Annotated in this window: 17 protein-coding genes and 1 tRNA gene; 10 read left to right on the plus strand and 8 right to left on the minus strand. The window is 68.6% G+C overall.

Going from position 1 to position 18,948, the window contains the following annotated elements; translation table 11 throughout:
• Window positions 1-388 precede the first annotated feature (388 nt).
• From EHW97_RS14585 to EHW97_RS14610, 6 genes are all read left to right on the plus strand, one after another.
• Window positions 389-676 carry a hypothetical protein gene (locus EHW97_RS14585; protein ID WP_124237903.1) on the plus strand — a complete coding sequence of 96 codons (288 nt, stop codon included), beginning with the start codon at window positions 389-391 and terminating at the stop codon, window positions 674-676.
• A gap of 69 nt (window positions 677-745) precedes the next feature.
• Window positions 746-2,158, plus strand: a complete 1,413-nt coding sequence (locus EHW97_RS14590; RefSeq protein WP_124237904.1) for an ethanolamine ammonia-lyase subunit EutB — start codon at window positions 746-748, stop codon at window positions 2,156-2,158.
• A complete protein-coding gene (eutC, locus tag EHW97_RS14595; RefSeq protein WP_124237905.1) occupies window positions 2,155-2,883 on the plus strand; it encodes an ethanolamine ammonia-lyase subunit EutC in 729 nt (242 codons plus the stop codon). Before EHW97_RS14590 ends, eutC begins: the two co-directional genes overlap by 4 nt.
• Before the next feature lie 59 nt (window positions 2,884-2,942).
• A complete protein-coding gene (solA, locus tag EHW97_RS14600) occupies window positions 2,943-4,046 on the plus strand; it encodes an N-methyl-L-tryptophan oxidase (RefSeq protein WP_124237906.1) in 1,104 nt (367 codons plus the stop codon).
• A 53-nt stretch (window positions 4,047-4,099) separates the two neighbouring features.
• Window positions 4,100-5,014 carry an ABC transporter ATP-binding protein gene (locus EHW97_RS14605; RefSeq protein WP_124237907.1) on the plus strand — a complete coding sequence of 305 codons (915 nt, stop codon included), beginning with the start codon at window positions 4,100-4,102 and terminating at the stop codon, window positions 5,012-5,014.
• On the plus strand, window positions 5,014-6,210 hold the full coding sequence (locus EHW97_RS14610) for an ABC transporter permease (RefSeq protein WP_124237908.1): 1,197 nt from the start codon (window positions 5,014-5,016) through the stop codon (window positions 6,208-6,210). Before EHW97_RS14605 ends, EHW97_RS14610 begins: the two co-directional genes overlap by 1 nt.
• Before the next feature lie 68 nt (window positions 6,211-6,278).
• Here EHW97_RS14610 and EHW97_RS14615 read toward each other — a convergent pair whose 3' ends face one another.
• The 7 genes from EHW97_RS14615 to EHW97_RS14645 form a co-directional block, all read right to left on the minus strand.
• The gene (locus tag EHW97_RS14615; RefSeq protein WP_124237909.1) at window positions 6,279-7,151 is read right to left on the minus strand and encodes an HpcH/HpaI aldolase/citrate lyase family protein; all 873 of its coding nucleotides are present in this window, start codon (window positions 7,149-7,151) and stop codon (window positions 6,279-6,281) included.
• An 11-nt stretch (window positions 7,152-7,162) separates the two neighbouring features.
• Entirely contained in the window at window positions 7,163-8,212 is a 1,050-nt protein-coding gene (locus EHW97_RS14620; RefSeq protein WP_124237910.1) for an HpcH/HpaI aldolase/citrate lyase family protein, read from the minus strand.
• Window positions 8,213-8,292: 80 nt separating this feature from the next.
• Window positions 8,293-9,798 carry a tetratricopeptide repeat protein gene (locus tag EHW97_RS14625; protein ID WP_124237911.1) on the minus strand — a complete coding sequence of 502 codons (1,506 nt, stop codon included), beginning with the start codon at window positions 9,796-9,798 and terminating at the stop codon, window positions 8,293-8,295.
• Window positions 9,799-11,034, minus strand: a complete 1,236-nt coding sequence (locus EHW97_RS14630) for an ATP-binding protein (RefSeq protein WP_124237912.1) — start codon at window positions 11,032-11,034, stop codon at window positions 9,799-9,801.
• Between the two features lie 36 nt (window positions 11,035-11,070).
• Window positions 11,071-11,976, minus strand: a complete 906-nt coding sequence (locus EHW97_RS14635; protein ID WP_124237913.1) for an aldo/keto reductase — start codon at window positions 11,974-11,976, stop codon at window positions 11,071-11,073.
• Window positions 11,977-12,037: 61 nt separating this feature from the next.
• The gene (locus tag EHW97_RS14640; RefSeq protein ID WP_124237914.1) at window positions 12,038-13,603 is read right to left on the minus strand and encodes an SLC13 family permease; all 1,566 of its coding nucleotides are present in this window, start codon (window positions 13,601-13,603) and stop codon (window positions 12,038-12,040) included.
• A gap of 59 nt (window positions 13,604-13,662) precedes the next feature.
• Window positions 13,663-13,983, minus strand: a complete 321-nt coding sequence (locus tag EHW97_RS14645; protein ID WP_124237915.1) for a DUF503 domain-containing protein — start codon at window positions 13,981-13,983, stop codon at window positions 13,663-13,665.
• 254 nt (window positions 13,984-14,237) lie between these two features.
• Between EHW97_RS14645 and EHW97_RS14650 the strand changes: the two genes are divergently transcribed.
• The gene (locus EHW97_RS14650; protein ID WP_166367530.1) at window positions 14,238-14,789 is read left to right on the plus strand and encodes an MmpS family transport accessory protein; all 552 of its coding nucleotides are present in this window, start codon (window positions 14,238-14,240) and stop codon (window positions 14,787-14,789) included.
• Between the two features lie 47 nt (window positions 14,790-14,836).
• Here the strand turns inward: EHW97_RS14650 and EHW97_RS14655 are convergent.
• Window positions 14,837-14,912 (minus strand) — tRNA-Lys (locus tag EHW97_RS14655).
• A gap of 112 nt (window positions 14,913-15,024) precedes the next feature.
• Here EHW97_RS14655 and EHW97_RS14660 point away from each other — a divergent pair.
• Genes EHW97_RS14660 through EHW97_RS14670 form a run of 3 tightly spaced genes read left to right on the plus strand, consistent with a single transcriptional unit; the run spans window position 15,025 to window position 18,904 of the window.
• Window positions 15,025-16,302, plus strand: a complete 1,278-nt coding sequence (locus tag EHW97_RS14660) for an Nramp family divalent metal transporter (RefSeq protein ID WP_124237917.1) — start codon at window positions 15,025-15,027, stop codon at window positions 16,300-16,302.
• Window positions 16,303-16,331: 29 nt separating this feature from the next.
• Window positions 16,332-17,846 (plus strand): glycerol kinase GlpK, encoded by a 1,515-nt coding sequence (glpK, locus tag EHW97_RS14665; RefSeq protein WP_124237918.1) that lies wholly within the window; start codon window positions 16,332-16,334, stop codon window positions 17,844-17,846.
• On the plus strand, window positions 17,843-18,904 hold the full coding sequence (locus tag EHW97_RS14670; RefSeq protein ID WP_124237919.1) for an alpha/beta hydrolase: 1,062 nt from the start codon (window positions 17,843-17,845) through the stop codon (window positions 18,902-18,904). Before glpK ends, EHW97_RS14670 begins: the two co-directional genes overlap by 4 nt.
• Window positions 18,905-18,948 lie beyond the last annotated feature (44 nt).

Below are 18,948 nucleotides of genomic sequence, written 5' to 3' on the forward strand. Positions count from 1 at the left end.
TACAATCACCACAGGCCCCACTCCGCGCTCGGAGCACTACCACCCATCAGCAGGATCGAGAACAACCTGCCTGGACATCACATCTAGGCCGCGATGTCGAGCGACACGCCGCCCCGCGATGTGTCGCTCGACATCGTGGTGCGACATCCGCTACTGTGACGACACCGCACCACGCGGATATCCACGACGATCAGCCTTCGGAGGTGAGCCCCATGACGAACACGACTTCGTTCGCGTTCCGTCTCGTCCCGGCTCGCTCTCCGGAGAGTCTCGTCTGTCGTCACGTGTGATCAGTTACCGCTGATCCTCGCTTCACAGCCTCTCCGGTTCCACCCGGAGAGGCTTTTTTCATGCCCATCCACCCACCACTCAGAAAGGAGGCGCGCACATGATCACCCTGAACCACACCGACCAGATGCCCGCAACGACTGACACATCCCAGCTCGACTTCACCCTCGACCCACGGACGACCACCTCGACCCTCGAGGTCCCGGTTCGTCACGAGACGGGGAAGGGGGTGAAGGCGATGGCGTTCCTGAACCGCCCCGAGCGGCGTGTGCGCGCCTCGGAGGACCGCGCGCTCGAACGCGCGATGGTGCCGGAGGCTATGCGCCGACAGCGGATGACGAAGCGGTCGGTGTACGAGCAGGTGTACCGCGCGCGAGTGATCCGCTGAGGCGGATCACCTCAAGCAGGGGCCGGCGTTTTACCTCGTCGTAAAACGCCGGCCCTATGCTCGCTGGTCGTGTCCCGCTTTCGCGCAACGATCGGCCCGCACACCTTCGTCTTCGGTCATCTGGTCGAGGTGCTCGCCAAAGCGAGCCCGGCTCGCTCGGGCGACCAACTCGCAGGATGTGCGGCGGACACCGACGCCGAGCGGGCCGCCGCCCAGCAGGTTCTCGCCGACATCCCGCTGACGGCGTTCCTCAACGAGCCGGTCGTCGACCCCGACGAGGACGAGGTCACGCGGCTGATCCTGGAGTCTCACGACGTCGAGGCCTTCGCGCCCGTCGCATCGTTCACGGTCGGCGAGTTGCGCGATTGGCTCCTCGCCACGGCGGTGGCACCGGACGCGGCGAGGCGATTGACCGCAGTGAGTCCGGGCCTCACGCCCGAGATGGTGGCGGCGGTCAGCAAGATCATGCGGAACCAGGACCTCATCGCCGTCGCAGCCGCCGCGCAGGTGACCAGCGCCTTCCGCACCACCATCGGGCTGCCCGGCCGGATGGGGACGAGGTTGCAGCCCAACCATCCGACGGACGATCCGCGCGGCGTGACCGCGGCGATCCTCGACGGGCTGCTGCTCGGCGCCGGGGACGCGGTCATCGGCATCAATCCGGCGAGCGACTCGCCCCGCGCCACCGCCGACCTTCTGTGTCTCGTGGACGAGATCCGGCAGCGTTATGAGATTCCGACTCAGTCGTGCGTGCTCGCTCACGTCACGACGACGATCGACCTGATCGAGGCCGGCGCGCCGGTCGACCTGGTGTTCCAGTCGATCGCCGGCACCCAGGCGGCCAACGCCGGATTCGGGGTCGACCTCGCGATCCTGCGCGAAGGCCTGGACGCGGCGCGATCGCTCGGCCGCGGGACGGTGGGGGACCAGGTGATGTACCTGGAGACCGGGCAAGGATCCGCCTTGAGTGCGGACGCCCACCTGGGTGTCGGTGGCCACCCGGTGGACCAGCAGACGCTGGAAGCGCGGGCCTACGGGGTCGCGCGAGCGCTGGACCCGTTCCTCGTCAACACCGTCGTCGGATTCATCGGCCCCGAGTACCTCTACGACGGCAAACAGATCATCAGGGCCGGTCTCGAGGACCACTTCTGTGGCAAGTTGCTGGGTCTGCAGATGGGCGTCGACGTCTGCTACACCAACCACGCCGAGGCGGACCAGGACGACATGGACACCCTGCTGACGCTGCTCGGGGTCGCCGGCGTCGGCTTCGTCATCACGGTCCCCGGCGCCGACGACGTGATGCTCGGCTACCAGAGCCTGTCGTTCCACGACGCCCTGTATGCGCGCAACGTGCTGGGCTTACGGCCGGCGCCGGAGTTCGAACAGTGGCTTGAGACCCGTGGTCTTGTCGGCTCCGATGGTCACCTCATCCACGTCGACCCGGAGTCCTCGCCGCTGCGGATGCTGGGAGCAAGCGCGTGAGCGCGACATGGGACCGGTTGCGCGCGGTCACGCAGTCCCGAATCGGGCAGGACCGGATCGGCGATACGGTCTCGAGCGCGGAAGTGCTGCGGTTCCGCTCAGCGCACGCCCTGGCCCGCGACGCGGTGCGTGAACCGCTCGACGTCGAGCCGTTGACGCAGGCGATCGACGCGCTGGGACTGGGTCCGGCGGTCGTCGTCGCCAGTCAGGCGGGAAGTCGCGAGGAGTATCTGCGACGCCCCGACCTCGGGCGTCGCCCGGCCGACCTCGCACCCGTTCCTGCGGACGTCGGCGCCGACGTGGGCGTCGTCATCGCCGACGGCCTCTCCACCACCGCTGTCGCCGAGCACGCGGTGCCGATGCTGGCCGCGATCCGGGACGTGTTCGCGGGCCGACTGACCCTCGCGCCGGTCGTCGTGGCCACCGACGCGCGCGTGGCGCTGGGCGATCACGTCGGCGCTCACCTCGGCGTGACCACACTGCTGGTGCTGATCGGCGAACGTCCCGGCCTGTCGGTGTCGGACAGCCTGGGGATCTACCTCACCCACCGTCCTCGTCCCGGGCGGCGCGATGCCGAGCGCAACTGCATCTCCAACATCCACCCGCCGGAAGGACTCGGTTACGAGGCGGCAGCGCGGACCGTCGCCGCGCTCGTGGACGGCGCGCGACTGCTCGGCGAGTCGGGCGTGCGGCTGAAGGACTCCTCGCACAGCATCGGAAGCTGACGTCGGCTGTCGCCCGGCCCGAAGACTCGCGACGACGGGGCGCGAACTACCGTCGAGGCGTGACAACCGAACGCGCGGACACCATCGTCGTCGGAGCAGGACTGGCGGGAGCCGCCGCAGCGTGGCAATTGTCGCGGCGTGGCCGTGAGGTCGTGGTTCTCGAGCAGTTCGGGCCCGGCCACGCGCGGGGAAGCTCGCACGGCAGCTCGCGGATCTACCGCCGCGCGTACGAGGACCCGTTCCACGTCGAGCTGACCGGACGCGCGGACGCGGCGTGGCGAGAGCTGGAAGACGAGTCCGGGGTCACCCTGCGCACGCGGACCGGCGGCCTCGACACCGGGGACCGCCGCGATCCGCACGACTTCGCGGCCGTTCTCGCCGCCGCCGGGGTCCCTGCAGAGGTGCTCAGCCCCGGCGCGGTCGCCGAGCGTTGGCCAGGTCTCGAGGTGCCGTCGCCGGTCATGTTCCACCCGGATGCCGGGTATCTCGATGCGGATGCGACCGTCCGGGCGATGTTGGCGACCGCCGAGCGCGCTGGTGCCCGCATCGTCGCGAACACCGCCGTCCGCCGGATCGAGACGGGGCGGGCCGGTGCCCGGGTGCACACCGACACCGGGAGCTGGACGGCCGCGCACGTGGTGGTCGCCGCCGGACCCTGGCTGCCGGAGCTGCTGTCCGGACTGCCGGTGACGCCACCGCTGCCTGTCCTCACCGTGCGCCAGCAGGAGGTGTTCCACTTCCGCCAGCGCGATCGGTCCATCGTCTATCCCACGATCGTGCACAAGAGCGACGTGCAGATCTACGGCCTCGCGTCGGGGGCCGACGGCGGACCCGAGCCCGCTATGAAGATCGCGCAGTTCGACAGCAATACCGTGACGACGGCGAGTGCCCGCGACGGAGTGATCGATCCACGCGCGAGAGCCGTGGTGCTGGACCACGTGCGCCGGACGTTCCCCGGCCTCGAACCCGAGCCGTTCGCCGAGGCCAGTTGTCTGTTCACCATGACGCCCGACGAGGAGTTCGTCATGGACCGCGAGGGCGCGATCGTGGTGGCGTCACCGTGCTCGGGCCACGGCGCGAAATTCGCCCCGCTGACGGGCGCGCTCATCGCCGATCTGGTGCAGGGCAAGCCTCCTTTGCCGCGTTTCGCCTTCCGCACTTGACGGCCGGACTACCGGAGGACCGGGCGCTGTAGCACTTCGATAGCGTCGTCGTCATGGCGAGACTGGAGGTCGACTCCCTGACCAAGTCGTACGGGGGCGTCAGAGCACTCTCAGAGACGAGCTTCGAGGTGCACGCGGGGGAGGTGTTCGGTTTCGTCGGCTCCAACGGCTCGGGCAAGACGACCACGATGCGCATCCTGCTCGGGGTTCTCGAGCCCGACAGCGGCGAGGTCCGGTGGGAGGGCAGCCCGCTCGACCGCGAGGTGCGGCGGCGGATCGGCTACATGCCGGAGGAGCGCGGCCTCTACCCGCGGATGAAGGTGGGCGACCAGCTCGCCTATCTCGCGCGGCTGTACGGCCTCGACACCGCCGCGGCGCGCGACGCCGTGGAGCAGTGGACGGCACGGCTCGGCCTCAGCGAGCGGGTCGGGGACGAGGTGCAGAAGCTCTCCCTCGGTAACCAGCAGCGGGTACAGCTGGCTGCGGCGCTCATGCACGCCCCGGACATCCTCGTCCTCGATGAGCCGTTCTCCGGCCTCGATCCCGTGGCCGTCGAGCTCATGAGTCAGGTGCTGCGCGAGGAAGCCGCCCGCGGGGTCCCCGTGCTGTTCTCCTCGCACCAGCTCGATCTCGTCGAGCGTCTGTGCGACCGCGTCGGCATCATCAAGAACGGCCGGATGGTGGCGAGCGGAACGCTCGATCAACTGCGGCGCACCGAGCACCCGCAGTGGATCATCGACGGCCCATCGTCGGCGGGTTGGCTGAACGGTGTCGACGGAGTGCAGGTGCTGGAAACCGATGGTGCCCGCACCACGGTGGAGGTCCGCCGCGCCGGTGCGGAGCAGCAGGTGCTGCAAGCGGCGATGGCGGCGGGGCCGGTGCGCGAGTTCGCGCCCGCGCGGCCGTCGTTGACCGATCTGTACCGCGATGTCGTCAGCACCGACGACGGCCAGGAGGGGGAGCAGTGATGGCGCGCTCATCGACGTGGTCCATGGTGTGGCTCGTCGCACTCCGCGAGATGCGGACGCGCGTGCTGTCCAAGGTCTTCGTGCTGACCTCCGGGCTGTTCGTCGTCGCGATCGTCGCCGGTGGCGCGTTCCTCGCGTTCTTCGGCCCCGACTCGCAGGAGGCGTCGCGGCTGGGCGTGACGCCGGAGGCCGTGGCGCTCGAGCCGGCGCTCGCGAGCGTCGCCGCGGCCAGTGGCACCGAGCTGGAGATCGAGCACGTCGAGCCCGGCGCGGTCGAGCAGCAGGTGCGCGACGGTGACCTCGACGCCGCCCTGAGCGGCTCACTGCCCGACCTCGAGGTGACCGTCGAGTCCGACCTGGACGCAGCACTGCAGACCGTGATCGTCGCGGTCGTCCAGCAAGAGGCGCTCGCCGGTGAGATCGCCGACCTCGGCGGAGATCCTGCTGCCGTGGCGCAGCAGGTCGCCGATGCGGAACCGCGCATCATCAGTCTCGACGATGCGGAGGAACGCGATCCGGCCCAGGTCGCCGCCGGGTTCGTCGCGGGCATCCTCATCTTCATCGCCCTGATGGGTGGGGGACAGCGCGTCGCTCAAGGCGTCGTGGAGGAGAAGTCGAGCCGGGTGGTCGAGCTGCTTCTGGCCACCATGCGGCCCTGGCAGCTCATGGCCGGAAAGGTGCTCGGCAATGTGGTCGTCGGTCTCCTCGAGATCGGCGTCATCGTCGTGGCGGCGCTGGCGACGGCGTGGGGATTCGACCTGCTCGACGCGAGCTCGCTCGATCTCGGAGCCGTCGCGGGCTGGATGCTGGTCTGGTTCCTCGTCGGGTTCGTGATGTACGCGCTGCTGCTGGCGAGTCTTGCTGCGCTCGTCTCGCGTCAGGAGGACGTGGGCTCGGTCATCTCTCCGGTCATCGGCATCATGATGGTGCCGTACATCGTGGGAGTGTCCATCGCTCCGTGGAACCCGGAGAGCACCTTGGTCGAGGTGCTGTCGTACGTCCCGTTCTGCTCGCCGTTCATCATGCCGATCCGCATCGCGCTCGGCACCGCGGGAACGATGGACGTGCTCATCGCGCTCGCGCTCTCGCTCATCCTGGTCCCCGCCCTCGTGTGGATCTCGGGACGCATCTACTCCAACGCCATCCTGCGCACGGGCGCCCGCGTCTCGCTGAAGCAGGCGTTGGGCCGCTCGTGAGGTGAGCCCCTCGCGTCATCCGTCGCGTCGGCAGCGAGCCGCGAGACGTCTGACGCGAGGGGAGCGGGTCAGCGAGCGGCCAGAGCCTCGTGGAACGCGAGAATGCGCTGCGCGTCGCGGACGTGCAGGTTCTCGATCATCTTGCCGTTGACGGTGACGACGCCCTTGCCTTCGGCTTGCGCGGTCTCGAAGGCCTCGATGACGGCTCGGGCGTGCTCGACGTCGGCCTCGGAGGGCGCGAACGCCTCGTTCGTGGGCTCGATCTGGCTGGGATGGATGATCGTCTTGCCGTCGAATCCCATCTCGCGGCCCTGACGTGCCTCGGCGGCGAAGCCCTCGGGGTCCTTGACGTTGTTGTAGACGCCGTCGAGGACGACGACGCCGTGGGCCTTGGCCGCCAGCAGCGCCCACGTGAGCGAGGGGATGAGGGGGGCGCGGCCGGGGACGTGCAGCGAGTGGGTCTCATTGACCAGATCGTTGGTGCCCATGACGAAGACCGCGACCCGGTCCGATGCGGCGGCGATCTCCTCGGCGTGCAGGATCGCGATCGGCGTCTCGATCATCGCCCACAGGCGGGTGTGCTCGGGAGCTCCGGCGTTCTCCATCGCTGCGACGAGCTGGCGGACCTCTTCGGCCGAGTTGACCTTGGGCACGACGATGCCGTCGGGACCGGCCTGAGCGGCGGCGGCCATGTCGTCCTCGTGCCACTGGGTGCCGAGGCCGTTGACGCGGATGGTCAGTTCACGGTGTCCGTACTCGCCGGACTTCACAGCTGCGACCACGCGATCGCGTGCTTCGGGCTTGGCGTCCGGTGCCACGGAGTCCTCGAGGTCGAGGATGAGGGCGTCGACATCGAGCGCCTTGGCCTTCTCCAGGGCGCGTTCGTTGGCGCCCGGCATGTACAGGACGGAACGACGGGGACGCAGTGCGGCGTTGGTCATCGGCGGGCTCCTCAGAGGTCGTAGGCGGCGGCGAGCTCGGGGTCGCGCTCGGCCAGGGCCTTAGCGAGGTCGAGCATGACGATGTTCTGCTTGCAGGACGCGTCGTCCTCCATCTTGCCGTCGATCATCACGGCGCCGGAGCCGTCGCCCATCGCCTCGACGACCCGCTTGGCGTGGGCGACGTCCTCGGGGCTGGGGGAGAAGACCTTCTTGGCGATGTCGATCTGCACCGGGTGCAGACTCCACGCCCCGACGCACCCGAGTAGGAAGGCGTTGCGGAACTGGTCCTCGCACGCGACGACGTCCTTGATGTCGCCGAACGGGCCGTAGAAGGGCAGGATGCCGTTCATCGCGCACGCGTCGACCATCCGCGCGATCGTGTAGTGCCAGAGGTCCTGCTGGTAGATGGCACGACCCTCGGTGAGGTCGTCGCCGGTCGGGTCCTGCCGGACGAGGTAGCCCGGGTGACCGCCGCCGACGCGGGCGGTCTTCATGCGACGGCTCGCCGCGAGGTCGGCCGGGCCGAGGCTGATGCCCTGCATCCGCGGGCTCGCGGCCGCGATCTCCTCGACGTTCGCGACACCCTCGGCGGTCTCCAAGATGGCGTGCACGAGGATCTGCCGCTCCAGCCCGGCTCGGGCCTCCAACTGCGCCAGGAGGCGGTCGACGTAGTGGATGTCCTGCGGGCCCTCGACCTTCGGGACCATGATGACGTCGAGCTTGTCGCCGATCTCGCTCACCAGGGTGATGAGGTCGTCGAGCACCCACGGCGAGTCCAGGCTGTTGACGCGGGTCCACAGCTGCGTGTCGCCGAAGTCGTTGGCCTTCGCGATGTCGACGAGGCCCTGGCGGGCGGCTTCCTTCTTGTCGGTCTTGACCGCGTCCTCGAGGTTGCCGAGGAGGATGTCGACCTTCTTCGCGATGTCGGGGACCTTGGCCGCCATCTTCTCGTTGCTCGGATCGAAGAAGTGGATCATCCGGCTCGGCTTGAACGGGATGTCCACGTTCGGGACCGGGGCGCCGACGGCCAGGGGACGGAAGAACGCTCGAGGACTACGCACGCTGAACCCTTCGTGAGGCGGCTGGTTACCGCTCAGTATGCCGAAGGCGTGACGGAGGGCACGCCGGGGGCCGAGAACGGTCAGGGTCCGAAGGTGGGCGGTTCGAAGGTGGGGATCTCGATCTCGGGAACGTCGATCGACGGAGGCGCGTCGAACGTCGGCGGCGTGTAGCTCGGATTGGGGCAGATCGCCCGACGAGCGCAACGGTAGAAGGGCGACTCGTCATCGCCGTCCTCGACGGTGCCAGACGACGACCAGGACATGTGCCGCGACCGGTCGTCCCCGGTGATCTCGTCGAAGGTCCGAGCGACGTCCGCCGCCGCGAACGCCAGCGTCACGAGCGTGAGCGCGAGGCCCAGCGGAACGATGAACCAGCGACGACTGCGGCGGTTGAGCTCCAGCGCCAGGAGTCCGTCACGCAGGCAGTAGATCCAGGTGACCGCGGCGGCGGTGCCGAACGCCGCGGAAGTGGCGCCGAAAGTGGTGCTGAAGTAGCTGAACAGGCTGAAGAACAAAGCGAGGCCGAACAGGCGGAACGCGGCGTGATCCGCCTGATTGGTCAGGTCACCGAGGTCGGTGCCGGGGTCCGTCCGTGCGACCGCTCGCACGCGGCCGACGAGTGTCGGTGTGGCGTCCACCAGCGCGGAGGCGATCAGCAGGACGGGCCCGCTGACGTGATGCACCGCCAGGCCGATCAGCCCGGCCACGCGGGCGACGGTGACCGCCAGCAGCATCCAGCGATCACGCGAGGGCCATTCGCGATCGACGATCGAGGACGGCACCGGGTGCAACAGCCGCCAGTGGTGCCGAGCCGCGAGCGCACCCCAGGCGATGACGAGCGCGAAGGCGCCGATCGTGATGAGGCCGGTGAAGGCGAGCGCGATGGCGACGATGGTGCTCCCGGCCGCGCTCGTCGTGCGCAGCCCCCGTCGCGCTTCGCGCACGGATTGCACGAGCACCGATCGGGCCCAGCTGTCCATCGGGTTCTGTTCGAGCAGATCGAGCAGGCGTCGGCTGCGCGCCTTGCTGGATTCGCTCCACGCCTGGATCTGCAGCAGGTGCTCGTTCTGCGGGGCGAGGGTGAGTCCCTCCCGGGCGAACACGCCCGCCTGGTGGCGATGGTTGAGCAGCATCTCGCAGTGCGCCGCCGTCAGGAGCGTGTGGGGCGAACGATCGCGGTCCAGCGCACGCTGATAGGCCGCCCGGACGGCGAACGGCTGCGCGAGCGTGTCGTGCAAGAGTGCGACAGCCATGAGTTGGTGGCCCTGAGGGGCCTCCGGTTCCAGCTCGATCGCCTGCTCGGCGTACTGCTTCGCGGCTGCACTGTCGCGTCGGCTGTTGGCGATGTTGCCCAGCAGCGTCGCGCCGCCGAGCGTCGGACGGATGGCCATCGCCGCGCGGGCGGCGTTCTCGGCCTCCGCGTCGCGTCCGCCCTCGTACAAGGCGCGGCCGAGATCGAGCAGCAGGCGGTCGTCCTGAGGGTGGCGCGACAGGGCATCGCGCAGTACGTCAGCAGCCCGGTCGTGCTGCCCGAGGTCCAGGTAACCCGAGGCTTGGAAGATCGCCGAGTCGATCTCGGTCGTCATCTAGAGGATGTGGCGACGCTTGAGTTCGTCGGCCAGGTCGTCGTAACGCCCGTCCTTGTTCGCGAACTCGACGACGTTGCGGGCGCCGTGGAACCAGCTGAGCGTGGACGGTTTGATCTCCGCCAGCGCGTCCTCGACGTCGTGCATCTGCAGAGGCTGGATCTCGCCCTGCGCGAGCGAGCGGTTGAGCGCCTTCTGGGCGGCGGTGTCGACGAGATGGGCCAGGTCGGCGCCGGAGAAGTCCTCGGTACGGGCGACGATCGAGGCGAGGTCGATCCCCGCGATGGGCCGCTTGAGGAACAGACCGCGAAGGATGGTCTCCCGCGCCGGTCCGTCAGGCGGAAGGACGAGCACGAGCCGGTCCAGTCGACCAGGTCGAAGGAGCGCGGGGTCGACCTCCCACGGCTGGTTGCTCGCCGCCAGCAGGAACAGCCCCTCGTTGTCGTCTTTGACCGAGTCCAGCTCGAGGAGCAGTTGGTTGACGATCGCGCGCATGCCGGACCATCCGGTGCCGATGCTGGAACGGCGGGCGCCCAGCGCGTCGATCTCGTCGAGGAACATCACGATCGGGGCGTAGCTGCGCGCCGAGGCGAACAGCTTCTGCAGGTTCTTCTCGGTCTGGCCGAAGTGCTCGCCCATCACGTCGGCGATCGATGCGGTGAGGAACCTCAGGCCGAGCTCGCCGGCGACGGCACGGGCGATGAAGGTCTTGCCGCAGCCCGGTGGCCCGTAGAGCAGCAGACCGCCCCGCAGCGACGCTCCGAACGCCTGCGCGATCTCGGGGTTCCTCAGCGGGTCGAGGAACGCCTCATGCAGTCGCCGCTTGACACTCTCGAGGCCGCCGACGTCGTCGAGTGTGACGGCCGCGTCCTCGACGTCGACCGTCGGAGTTCCTTCGCCGCCGACCTTCACGGGCTCTTCCACGAACGGCGGCGGCAGGTCGTTGCCGAGCTGCTGCTCTGCGCGGGACCAGTCGAACTCGCCGGACCGGGCGGCGGCCGGTTGCTCGGCCGAGCTCGGCGCCGCGGCCGCGGCAGTGTCGGTCGTGCACCGCACGAGCAGCTCGAGCGCGGCCGCGTCGTCAGGACGTGCTCGCAGCACGAGCGAGGCATGCTCCGCAGCCTCCGCGCGGCGCCCGTGCTCCTCGAGCAGGCGTGCTACCTGGAGGCGAAGGTCATGCTGATCGGGGGAGGCGTCGAGGGCGGCGAACAAGTTCTCGAACAGCGCGTCGCTCATGCCAGGAGTGTAGTTGCGGTGCGCGTCGCCGTCTGATCAGGACAGCGCGTCGAGCTCGTCGGCGCTCAGGGTGAGCGCGAACGACTCGACGAGCGCCACGAGCTGCTCCGGCGTGCGGGCACTGGCGATCGGGGCCGCCACCGTCGGCTGCTGACGCAACCAGGCCAGCGAGACAGCGGTGATGCTCAGACCGTTCTCCTTGGCGATGCGCTCGAGGACGACGAGCAGGTCGAGATTGCGGGGGTCGTCCAGGTACGCGGCCGCACCGCCCTGGCGCGGGGAGTCGACGGCGCTGCCGGGACGGTACTTGCCGGTGAGGAAGCCGCTCGCGAGCGAGTAGTACGGCGCCTCGACGAGACCGAGTTCCGCGAGCGTCGGAGCCAACGACTGCTCGAAGCCGCGCTCCACGAGGTTGTAGTGGTCCTGGCTCACGGAGAAGGGCGTGCGGCCGGCGGCGTCCGCGGCCTCCACGACCGCACGTAAGCGCTCGGCCGAGAAGTTCGAGAGACCGAGGGCGCGGACCTTGCCCTCCTGCACGAGCGCGTCGAAGACCTCGGAGATCTCGTCGGGCGTGACGTTCTCGTCGTCCTGGTGCGCGTAGTAGAGGTCGACGTAGTCGGTCTGGAGCCGGCGCAGGGAGCCCTCGATCGCGGCGCGGACGTTGGCCGCCGACAGGCCCGGCTGCTGATCCCACATGCCGACCTTGGTCGCGATCTGGACGCGCTCCCGCAGTCCGCGGGACGCGAGCCACTCGCCGATGATCGTCTCGGAGTCACCTCCGGAGTTCCCCGGGACCCACGCGGAGTAGACGTCCGCGGTGTCGATCGTCGTGCCGCCAGCGGCGACGAACGCGTCGAGGACCGCGAAGCTCTGGTCGCGATCGGCGGTCCAACCGAAGGTGTTGCCGCCGAGAACGAGGGGGCCGAGGTCGAAAGTGCTCATACCGATAGTCAACGCTGAGGGCCCGAGCGGACTTCCTGTTGCACGTGTGCGCTGTGTCACATCATTCGATGCCGAGCAACGTCGCCATGCCGGTCACGCCCACCACGATGATGACGATGCCGACGATGTCGAACACGATGCCCGACCGGACCATCTTGGTGATCGGCACCATGCCGGTGCCGTAGACGATCGCGTTGGGCGGAGTGGAGACCGGCAGCATGAAACCGAACGACGCTCCGAACACGGCGGCGAGCACCGGGATCGCGGGGTTGACGTTCACCGCGAGCGCAAGTTGCGCCGCGATGGGGGCCACCACCACGACGCTCGCGGTGTTGCTCGTGGTCTCGCTGATGAGGACCGCGATGACCGTCGCGAGGATCGTGATCCCGATGAGGCTGCTCGTTCCGAGCAGATCCGACAGCGAGGTGCCCATGGTCTCGGCGAGGCCGGTCGAGGACAGCAGCCCGCCGAGCGCGATGCCGCTGCCGAAGAGGATGATCGTGCCCCAGTCGATCCGCGCCGCGTCGTTCCACGTCAGGGTGAAGGACCGCTGCGACCAGTTGGTCGGCAGCACGAACAGCAAGGACGCGGCGACGATCGCGACGGCGCCCTCGTCGAGCAGGCCCAGCACCGTGTCGTAGAAGTCTGATTCGCCGCCGGTCACGAGGCCCACGGCTCCGGGGAAGATCCACAGCGCGACAGCGACGCCGAAGGCGATGAGCGTGTTGCGGCTGCCGGTGCCCATGGCGCCGAGCTTCTGGCGTTCCTCGCGGATGTAGCCGTCGACGCCTTCCACCCGCTTGACCTCCGGCCGGTTGAGCCGGACGAGGAGCAGGCACAGGACGGCGAACATCACGGCGACGAGCGGGAAGGCGAGCAGCATCCACTGGAAGAACGGGATGACGATGTCGAGCTCTTCCTCCAGGTAGGCGCGGCCGATGAGGTTCGGCGGGCTGCCGACCGGGGTCAGGAGACCGCCGACGCTCGCGCCGTAGGCGACCATCAGCATCAGCGCGGTCGAGAAGTGCAGCCGCTGCGGATCGACCTCGTCCCCGTTCTGGCTGAGAACCGAGGCGAGGAAGCCCACGATGCCGGCGGCGATCGGCATCATCATCGCGGCGGTCGCCGTGTTGGACACGAAACCGCTCAGCAGGGCCGTGATCGCGCCGAACGCCACGATGATGCGCGTGGTGGTGGCCGAGACGCCGGGGATGCTCAAGATCGCGAACGCGAAGCGACGATCGAGCCCGTGCTTGCGCATGGCCTCGGCGATGATGAATCCGCCGATGAAGACGAAGATGGTGCTGTTGCCGAAGGAGCCGAACACCGTGTCCGCGTCGGCGATGCCGAAGATGATGACCGCGGCCATCGCCAGCATCGCGGTGACGGGGATCGGGATGGCCTCGGTGATCCAGTAGACGACGACCCACGACAGGACGCCGGCCAGCTTCTGGGCCGGGTCGTCGAGCGGTGCGCACAGCAGATACACCACGATGCCGATGACCGGCCCGGCGAACAGGCCAGACGTACGGCGGATGCTCTCGAAACGCTGCTCGGCCGGGCTCAGCGTCTCCTTGACCTCGTCGAAGGTGCGATACGTCGCGGGACGTCGTGTTTCGGCGCTCACCGCAACCCCCTCAGTCTGTGGTGGGCATCACGCTAAGGCTTGTACCGACGTTTGTCGCCTTAGGCGAAGGGGAGCTCGTCCTGATCGTCGTCGGTGCTCGAAGAGAGGTGCCGATGGGCGGACAGCAGCTCGATCTCGGGTCGTTCGGCCATGAACCGCTCGACCTTGTCGAGCACCTCGACGACGTGCGCACGGTCGATCGAGACGAGGCTGCCGCCGATCCCGGCGCGCCGGTACAGATCCACGCTGTCGGTCTCGGCCGCCGAGAGCGCGAACCGGCGCTGCAGCTCGTTGACGATCGGCCGGACGATGCTGCGCTTCTCCTTGAGGGAGTGGACGTCACCGAGGCGCACGTCGAACTCGATCCAGCCGATCCACATGCTCGTAGTCTGCCAAGTCCTCGCCCGCGCCCGCGCGGTCCCGCTCCCCGCGAGTGGCGCAAAGAGGGGCTCACAGCGCTCTCGACACCCCCAAACTGCGCCACTCGGTCATCACTTTGCGCCACTCGGCGACGGCGGAAGCGGGAAGCAGGCTCAGTTGGATGTTCATCCAACTGAGCTGTGTTCCGAGGACGGATCGCGAGTTCCATGCGACGTTCAGAGCTCCACGTCAACCTTGCGAAAGGGCACTTCTCATGACCCAGGTCCCCCCGCCGCCCGCCGGGCCTCAGCAGCCTGCCGGTTACTACCCGCCTCAGCAACCTCCGAAGAAGAAGCGAGGGTTTCTGAAGTGGGCCGGTATCGCCCTCGGTGCCGTTGTCCTGCTCTCGATCGTTGGAGCCGCGCTTAGCGGTGGAGATGACACCGACGCGTCGTCCGGATCCGACACCGCCGAGACGAACCGAGAGGAGGAGACTCAGGCCGATCCTGCTGCCCAGGAGGAGGCGGCTGAGCCGGCGCCTGAGAACGTTCTGCGATACGAGGTCACCACTTCCACCGGCGCTCCGCTGGGAATGGTGACCTACATGAGTACCGACTTCAACATCTCCCAGGAGGCAAACGTGCCTTCGGGATGGAGTAAAGAAGTCCAGTTCGATTCGAAGCTCGATGCCATGGGAGCGAACATGAATGCCCAGAACAGTGGTGGCGGCGACGTCACCTGCCGTGTGTTCTGGGACGGCGAGCTCGTCAATGAGAACACCAGCAGCGGTGAGTTCGCGATGGTCACCTGTTCGCTTCCGAACTGACTCGTCTGAAACGACGAAAGCCCTCGCTGCGGCGAGGGCTTTCGTGGTGGTACACCCCCAGGGACTCGAACCCTGAACCCGCTGATTAAGAGTCAGCTGCTCTGCCAATTGAGCTAGGGGTGCAGTGCGCGGCGCGCGAGTAAGAACTCTACCGCACCGTCCCCAACGCAGGAAATCGGGGTCCGGCCCTCGCGCGAGATCGCGAACATCGCCGGCGCTTCCTACGATGACCCCTATGTCCGAATCGGGGAAGAACATGGACGCGTCGGCGCAGGACGAGCGGCGGGCGAAGTGGAAGATCATCGGGCCCGGCATCGTCGTGGCCGGTACGGGCGTCGGGGCGGGTGACCTGGTCGCGACCCTCCCGGCGGGCGCGCGGTTCGGGTACGCGCTGCTGTGGGCGGTGATCCTCGGTACCGTCTTCAAGATCATCCTCGTCGAGGGAGCGGGCCGGTACAGCCTCGCGAGCGGTCGCACGATCTTCCAGGGCTGGCGTTCGCTTGGCGCGTGGACCAGCTGGTACTTCGGCCCGTACATCGTGATCTGGGGCTTCGTCTACGGGGCGACGGCGATGTCGTCGTCCGCGTTGCCGCTGGTCGCGCTGTTCCCCGACGGGCCCGACCTCAAGGTCTGGGCCATCGCGATGGGTCTCATCGGGTTCGCGCTGGTGTGGCTCGGCCGGTACAGCATCGTCGAGAAGCTCATGGCGCTGTTCGTCGGCGTCATGTTCGTCTCCGTCGTCGGTGCCGCGCTGCTCGCGACCCCGAACCTTCTCGACATCGTCGGCGGACTCGTTCCCCGCATCCCCGAGGGCGGCCTCGTCAACACGCTCGCGGTCGCGGGCGGGGTCGGCGGCACCATCACGCTCGCCGCCTACGGATACTGGCTGCGCGAGAAGGGCTGGGCCACGCCCGGCTGGATGCGGGTGATGCGGATCGACAACTCCGTGGCGTACCTCGTCACCGGCATCTTCGTCGTCGCGATGCTCATCGTCGGTGCCGAACTGCTGTACAGCGCCAACATCGCGCTCGGCTCCGGCGATCAGGCGCTCGTCGGCCTCTCCGACGTGCTCGACGAACGGTACGGCCAGATCTACGGGACCGTGTTCCTCGTCGGGTTCTGGGCCGCGTCGATGTCGTCGCTCATCGGCGTGTGGAACGGTGTCGCGCTGATGTTCGCCGACTTCCTCGGCACGTCGCGCGGTCTGGCCGCGGACGACCCGCGCCTGCATTCGGGCGGCTCGTACTACAAGGCGTACGTGCTGTGGTTGACGTTCCCGCCGATGCTGCTGCTGTTCCTCAACGAGCCGGTGGCGATCATCCTCGCGTACGGCGTGCTCGGGTCCATCTTCATGCCGTTCCTGGCGCTGACGCTCTTGGGCCTGCTCAACACCGACCGTGTCCCGCGTGAGTGGCGCAACGGCACGTGGGGGAACCTCGCGCTCGGGCTCTGCGCTCTGCTGTTCATCGCCGTCGGCGCGCACGAGCTGTATCAGGCCGTGACGGGCGCCTGAACCGCCCCAGATGCCCTAGGGTGACGGCCATGGCGAGCCAGACGCGACAGTACGTCGGAGCGATCGACCAGGGCACCACCAGCACGCGCTTCATGGTGTTCGACCACGACGGGTGCGAGGTCGGACGCCACCAGCTCGAGCACGAGCAGATCATGCCGCGATCGGGATGGGTGGAGCACGACCCGGCCGAGATCTGGCGCAACACGTGCACGGTGGTGGAACAGGGCCTCAAGGACGCGGGGATCGACGCGGGGGAACTCGCCGCGGTCGGCATCACCAACCAGCGCGAGACCACCGTCGTATGGGATCCGCGCACAGGCGAGACCTTCGGCAACGCGATCGTCTGGCAGGACACCCGCACGTCCGCCCTCGCCGCTGCCCTCGACGACGAGCACGGCGACCTCATCCGCCAGAAGGCGGGACTGCAGCCCGACTCCTACTTCGCCGGCGGCAAGCTCCGCTGGATCCTCGAGAACGTCGACGGGGTCGCGGAGGCGGCCGAGCAGGGGAACGCGATCTTCGGGACCATCGACACCTGGCTGCTGTGGTGGCTGACCGGCGGCCCGGACGGAGGCTTGCACGTCACCGACGTCACCAACGCCAGCCGCACGATGCTGATGGACCTGGAGACCCTGCAGTGGGACGACGAGCTCATCGCAGCGGTCGGGGTGCCGACATCGATGCTGCCGCAGATCCGCAGTTCGGCGGAGGAGTACGGCACCACCCGGACGGACGGACCGTTCGGTGCCGAGGTCGTCCTGGCCGGCGACCTCGGAGACCAGCATGCGGCGCTGGTCGGCCAGGCCTGCTTCGAGCCGGGGATGCTCAAGAACACGTACGGCACGGGCAACTTCCTCGTGCTCAACACCGGCACCGAGATCGTGCGCTCCGAACGCGGTCTGCTCACCACGGTCGCCTACCAGTTCGGCGATGACGCGCCGGTCTACGCGCTCGAGGGGTCGATCGCCGTCACCGGTTCGGCGATCCAGTGGCTGCGCGACCAGCTGCAGGTCTTCGACGAGGCCGCGGACTCCGAGCGGCTCGCCTCCACCGTCGACGACAACGGCGGGGTGTACTTCGTCCCGGCGTTCTCGGGACTGTTCGCGCCGTACTGGCGGCCCGACGCCCGCGGGGTGATCGTCGGGCTCTCGCGGTTCAACACCCTCGCGCACGTGGCCCGCGCGGCACTCGAGGCGATCTGCTACCAGAGCAAGGACGTCGTCGACGCGATGATCGCCGACGCCGACCTCGACTTGGAGGTCCTGCGCGTGGACGGCGGCATCACCGCCAACGACCTGTGCATGCAGATCCAGGCCGACATCCTCGACATCGAGGTCAGCCGACCGGAGGTCATCGAGACCACCTGTCTCGGTGCGGCCTACGCGGCAGGTCTCGCGGTCGGGTTCTGGTCCAGCACCGACGAACTCGTCGCCAACTGGGCGGAGAACAAACGCTGGCGTCCAACGTGGGACGACACGCAGCGCGATGAGGGCTACCACCAGTGGAAGAAGGCGGTCGAGCGCACGTTGGGGTGGGCCGAATGAGCGCCGCCACGCATCGTGACCTGCCGCTCGCCCTGCGCGCGCAGCGCGGCGTCATCCGCGGCTTCTCCCGCCTGCCGTCGCGACTCGTCGCACGACTCGGGGCGAACGCGCCGGTCAACCAGGACGGTGAGCGGCTGGCTCCCGAGATCGCCCTCGCGCTCGCCGCAATGAACCGCCTTCCCGGGCCGGCGGCCACGGAACTGCCGCTCGGTCAGGCCCGGGACATGCTCGACCACGAGTCGCTGATGTTCGCCGACCGCTTCGAGCCCTTCGCGGTCGAGGAGGATCTCGAGATTCCCGGACCCGGCGGCCCGATCGGCGCCACCCGCTACCGCCACCGCAGCGGCGCCTCGCGCGGGCTCGTCGTGTACTTCCACGGCGGCGGCTGGGTGCTCGGCAGCCGCGCCAGCACCGATTCGGCGGTGCGTTTCCTCGCGATGCACGCCGGCGTCGACGTGTTGTCGATCGACTATCGACTCGCGCCGGAGCACCCGTTTCCCGCCGCGGTCGACGACGCCCTCGCGGCCTGGGACTTCGCCGTCGAGAACGCCGATCGCTGGGGGATCGGACAGGACCGAATGGTGGTGGCAGGCGACAGCGCAGGCGGCAATCTCAGCGCGGTGCTCGCGCTCCTGCTGCGTGGGCGCGACGTCCAGCCACGGCTCCAGGTGCTGCTGTTCCCGGTGACCGACCTGTCCACGAAGCACCCGTCCTACCGGGAATTCCGCGAGGGCTTCTTCCTCACCGAGGCCGACATGGACTGGTACCGCGAGCACTACCTGGCGCACCCGGAGGACGCTCACGACTGGCGCGCGTCGCCGCTTCTGGCGCCCGACGTGAGCGGCGCCGCGCCCGCGTACGTGGCGGTCGCCGGTTTCGACCCGTTGCGGGACGAAGGCATCGCGTACGCCGAACGGCTCCGTTCGGCGGGGGTGCCCACCGAACTCGCTCGCGAGGGCGGCCTCATCCACGCCTTCATCAACGTCACGATGGCCAGCGCCACCGCCCGCGCGGCCACCCTCCGGGTCGCCGAGGCGATCACCCGCGCGCTGCCCTGACGCACTCGGGCGGACGGGCGCGGGGTCCGCTGGTTGACTGGGGG

Source organism: Aeromicrobium camelliae (assembly GCF_003850045.1).
GTDB lineage: Bacteria > Actinomycetota > Actinomycetes > Propionibacteriales > Nocardioidaceae > Aeromicrobium > Aeromicrobium camelliae.

Excerpts from the sequence above, each read along its gene's own strand:
- EHW97_RS14585 (WP_124237903.1), top strand. The coding sequence starts at position 389 with ATGATCACCCTGAACCACACCGACCAGATGCCCGCAACGACTGACACA.
- EHW97_RS14605 (WP_124237907.1), top strand. The coding sequence starts at position 4,100 with ATGGCGAGACTGGAGGTCGACTCCCTGACCAAGTCGTACGGGGGCGTC.
- EHW97_RS14610 (WP_124237908.1), top strand. The coding sequence starts at position 5,014 with ATGGCGCGCTCATCGACGTGGTCCATGGTGTGGCTCGTCGCACTCCGC.
- EHW97_RS14615 (WP_124237909.1), bottom strand. The coding sequence starts at position 7,151 with ATGACCAACGCCGCACTGCGTCCCCGTCGTTCCGTCCTGTACATGCCG.
- EHW97_RS14625 (WP_124237911.1), bottom strand. The coding sequence starts at position 9,798 with ATGACGACCGAGATCGACTCGGCGATCTTCCAAGCCTCGGGTTACCTG.
- EHW97_RS14630 (WP_124237912.1), bottom strand. The coding sequence starts at position 11,034 with ATGAGCGACGCGCTGTTCGAGAACTTGTTCGCCGCCCTCGACGCCTCC.
- EHW97_RS14635 (WP_124237913.1), bottom strand. The coding sequence starts at position 11,976 with ATGAGCACTTTCGACCTCGGCCCCCTCGTTCTCGGCGGCAACACCTTC.
- EHW97_RS14645 (WP_124237915.1), bottom strand. The coding sequence starts at position 13,983 with ATGTGGATCGGCTGGATCGAGTTCGACGTGCGCCTCGGTGACGTCCAC.
- EHW97_RS14650 (WP_166367530.1), top strand. The coding sequence starts at position 14,238 with ATGACCCAGGTCCCCCCGCCGCCCGCCGGGCCTCAGCAGCCTGCCGGT.
- EHW97_RS14660 (WP_124237917.1), top strand. The coding sequence starts at position 15,025 with ATGTCCGAATCGGGGAAGAACATGGACGCGTCGGCGCAGGACGAGCGG.
- glpK (WP_124237918.1), top strand. The coding sequence starts at position 16,332 with ATGGCGAGCCAGACGCGACAGTACGTCGGAGCGATCGACCAGGGCACC.
- EHW97_RS14670 (WP_124237919.1), top strand. The coding sequence starts at position 17,843 with ATGAGCGCCGCCACGCATCGTGACCTGCCGCTCGCCCTGCGCGCGCAG.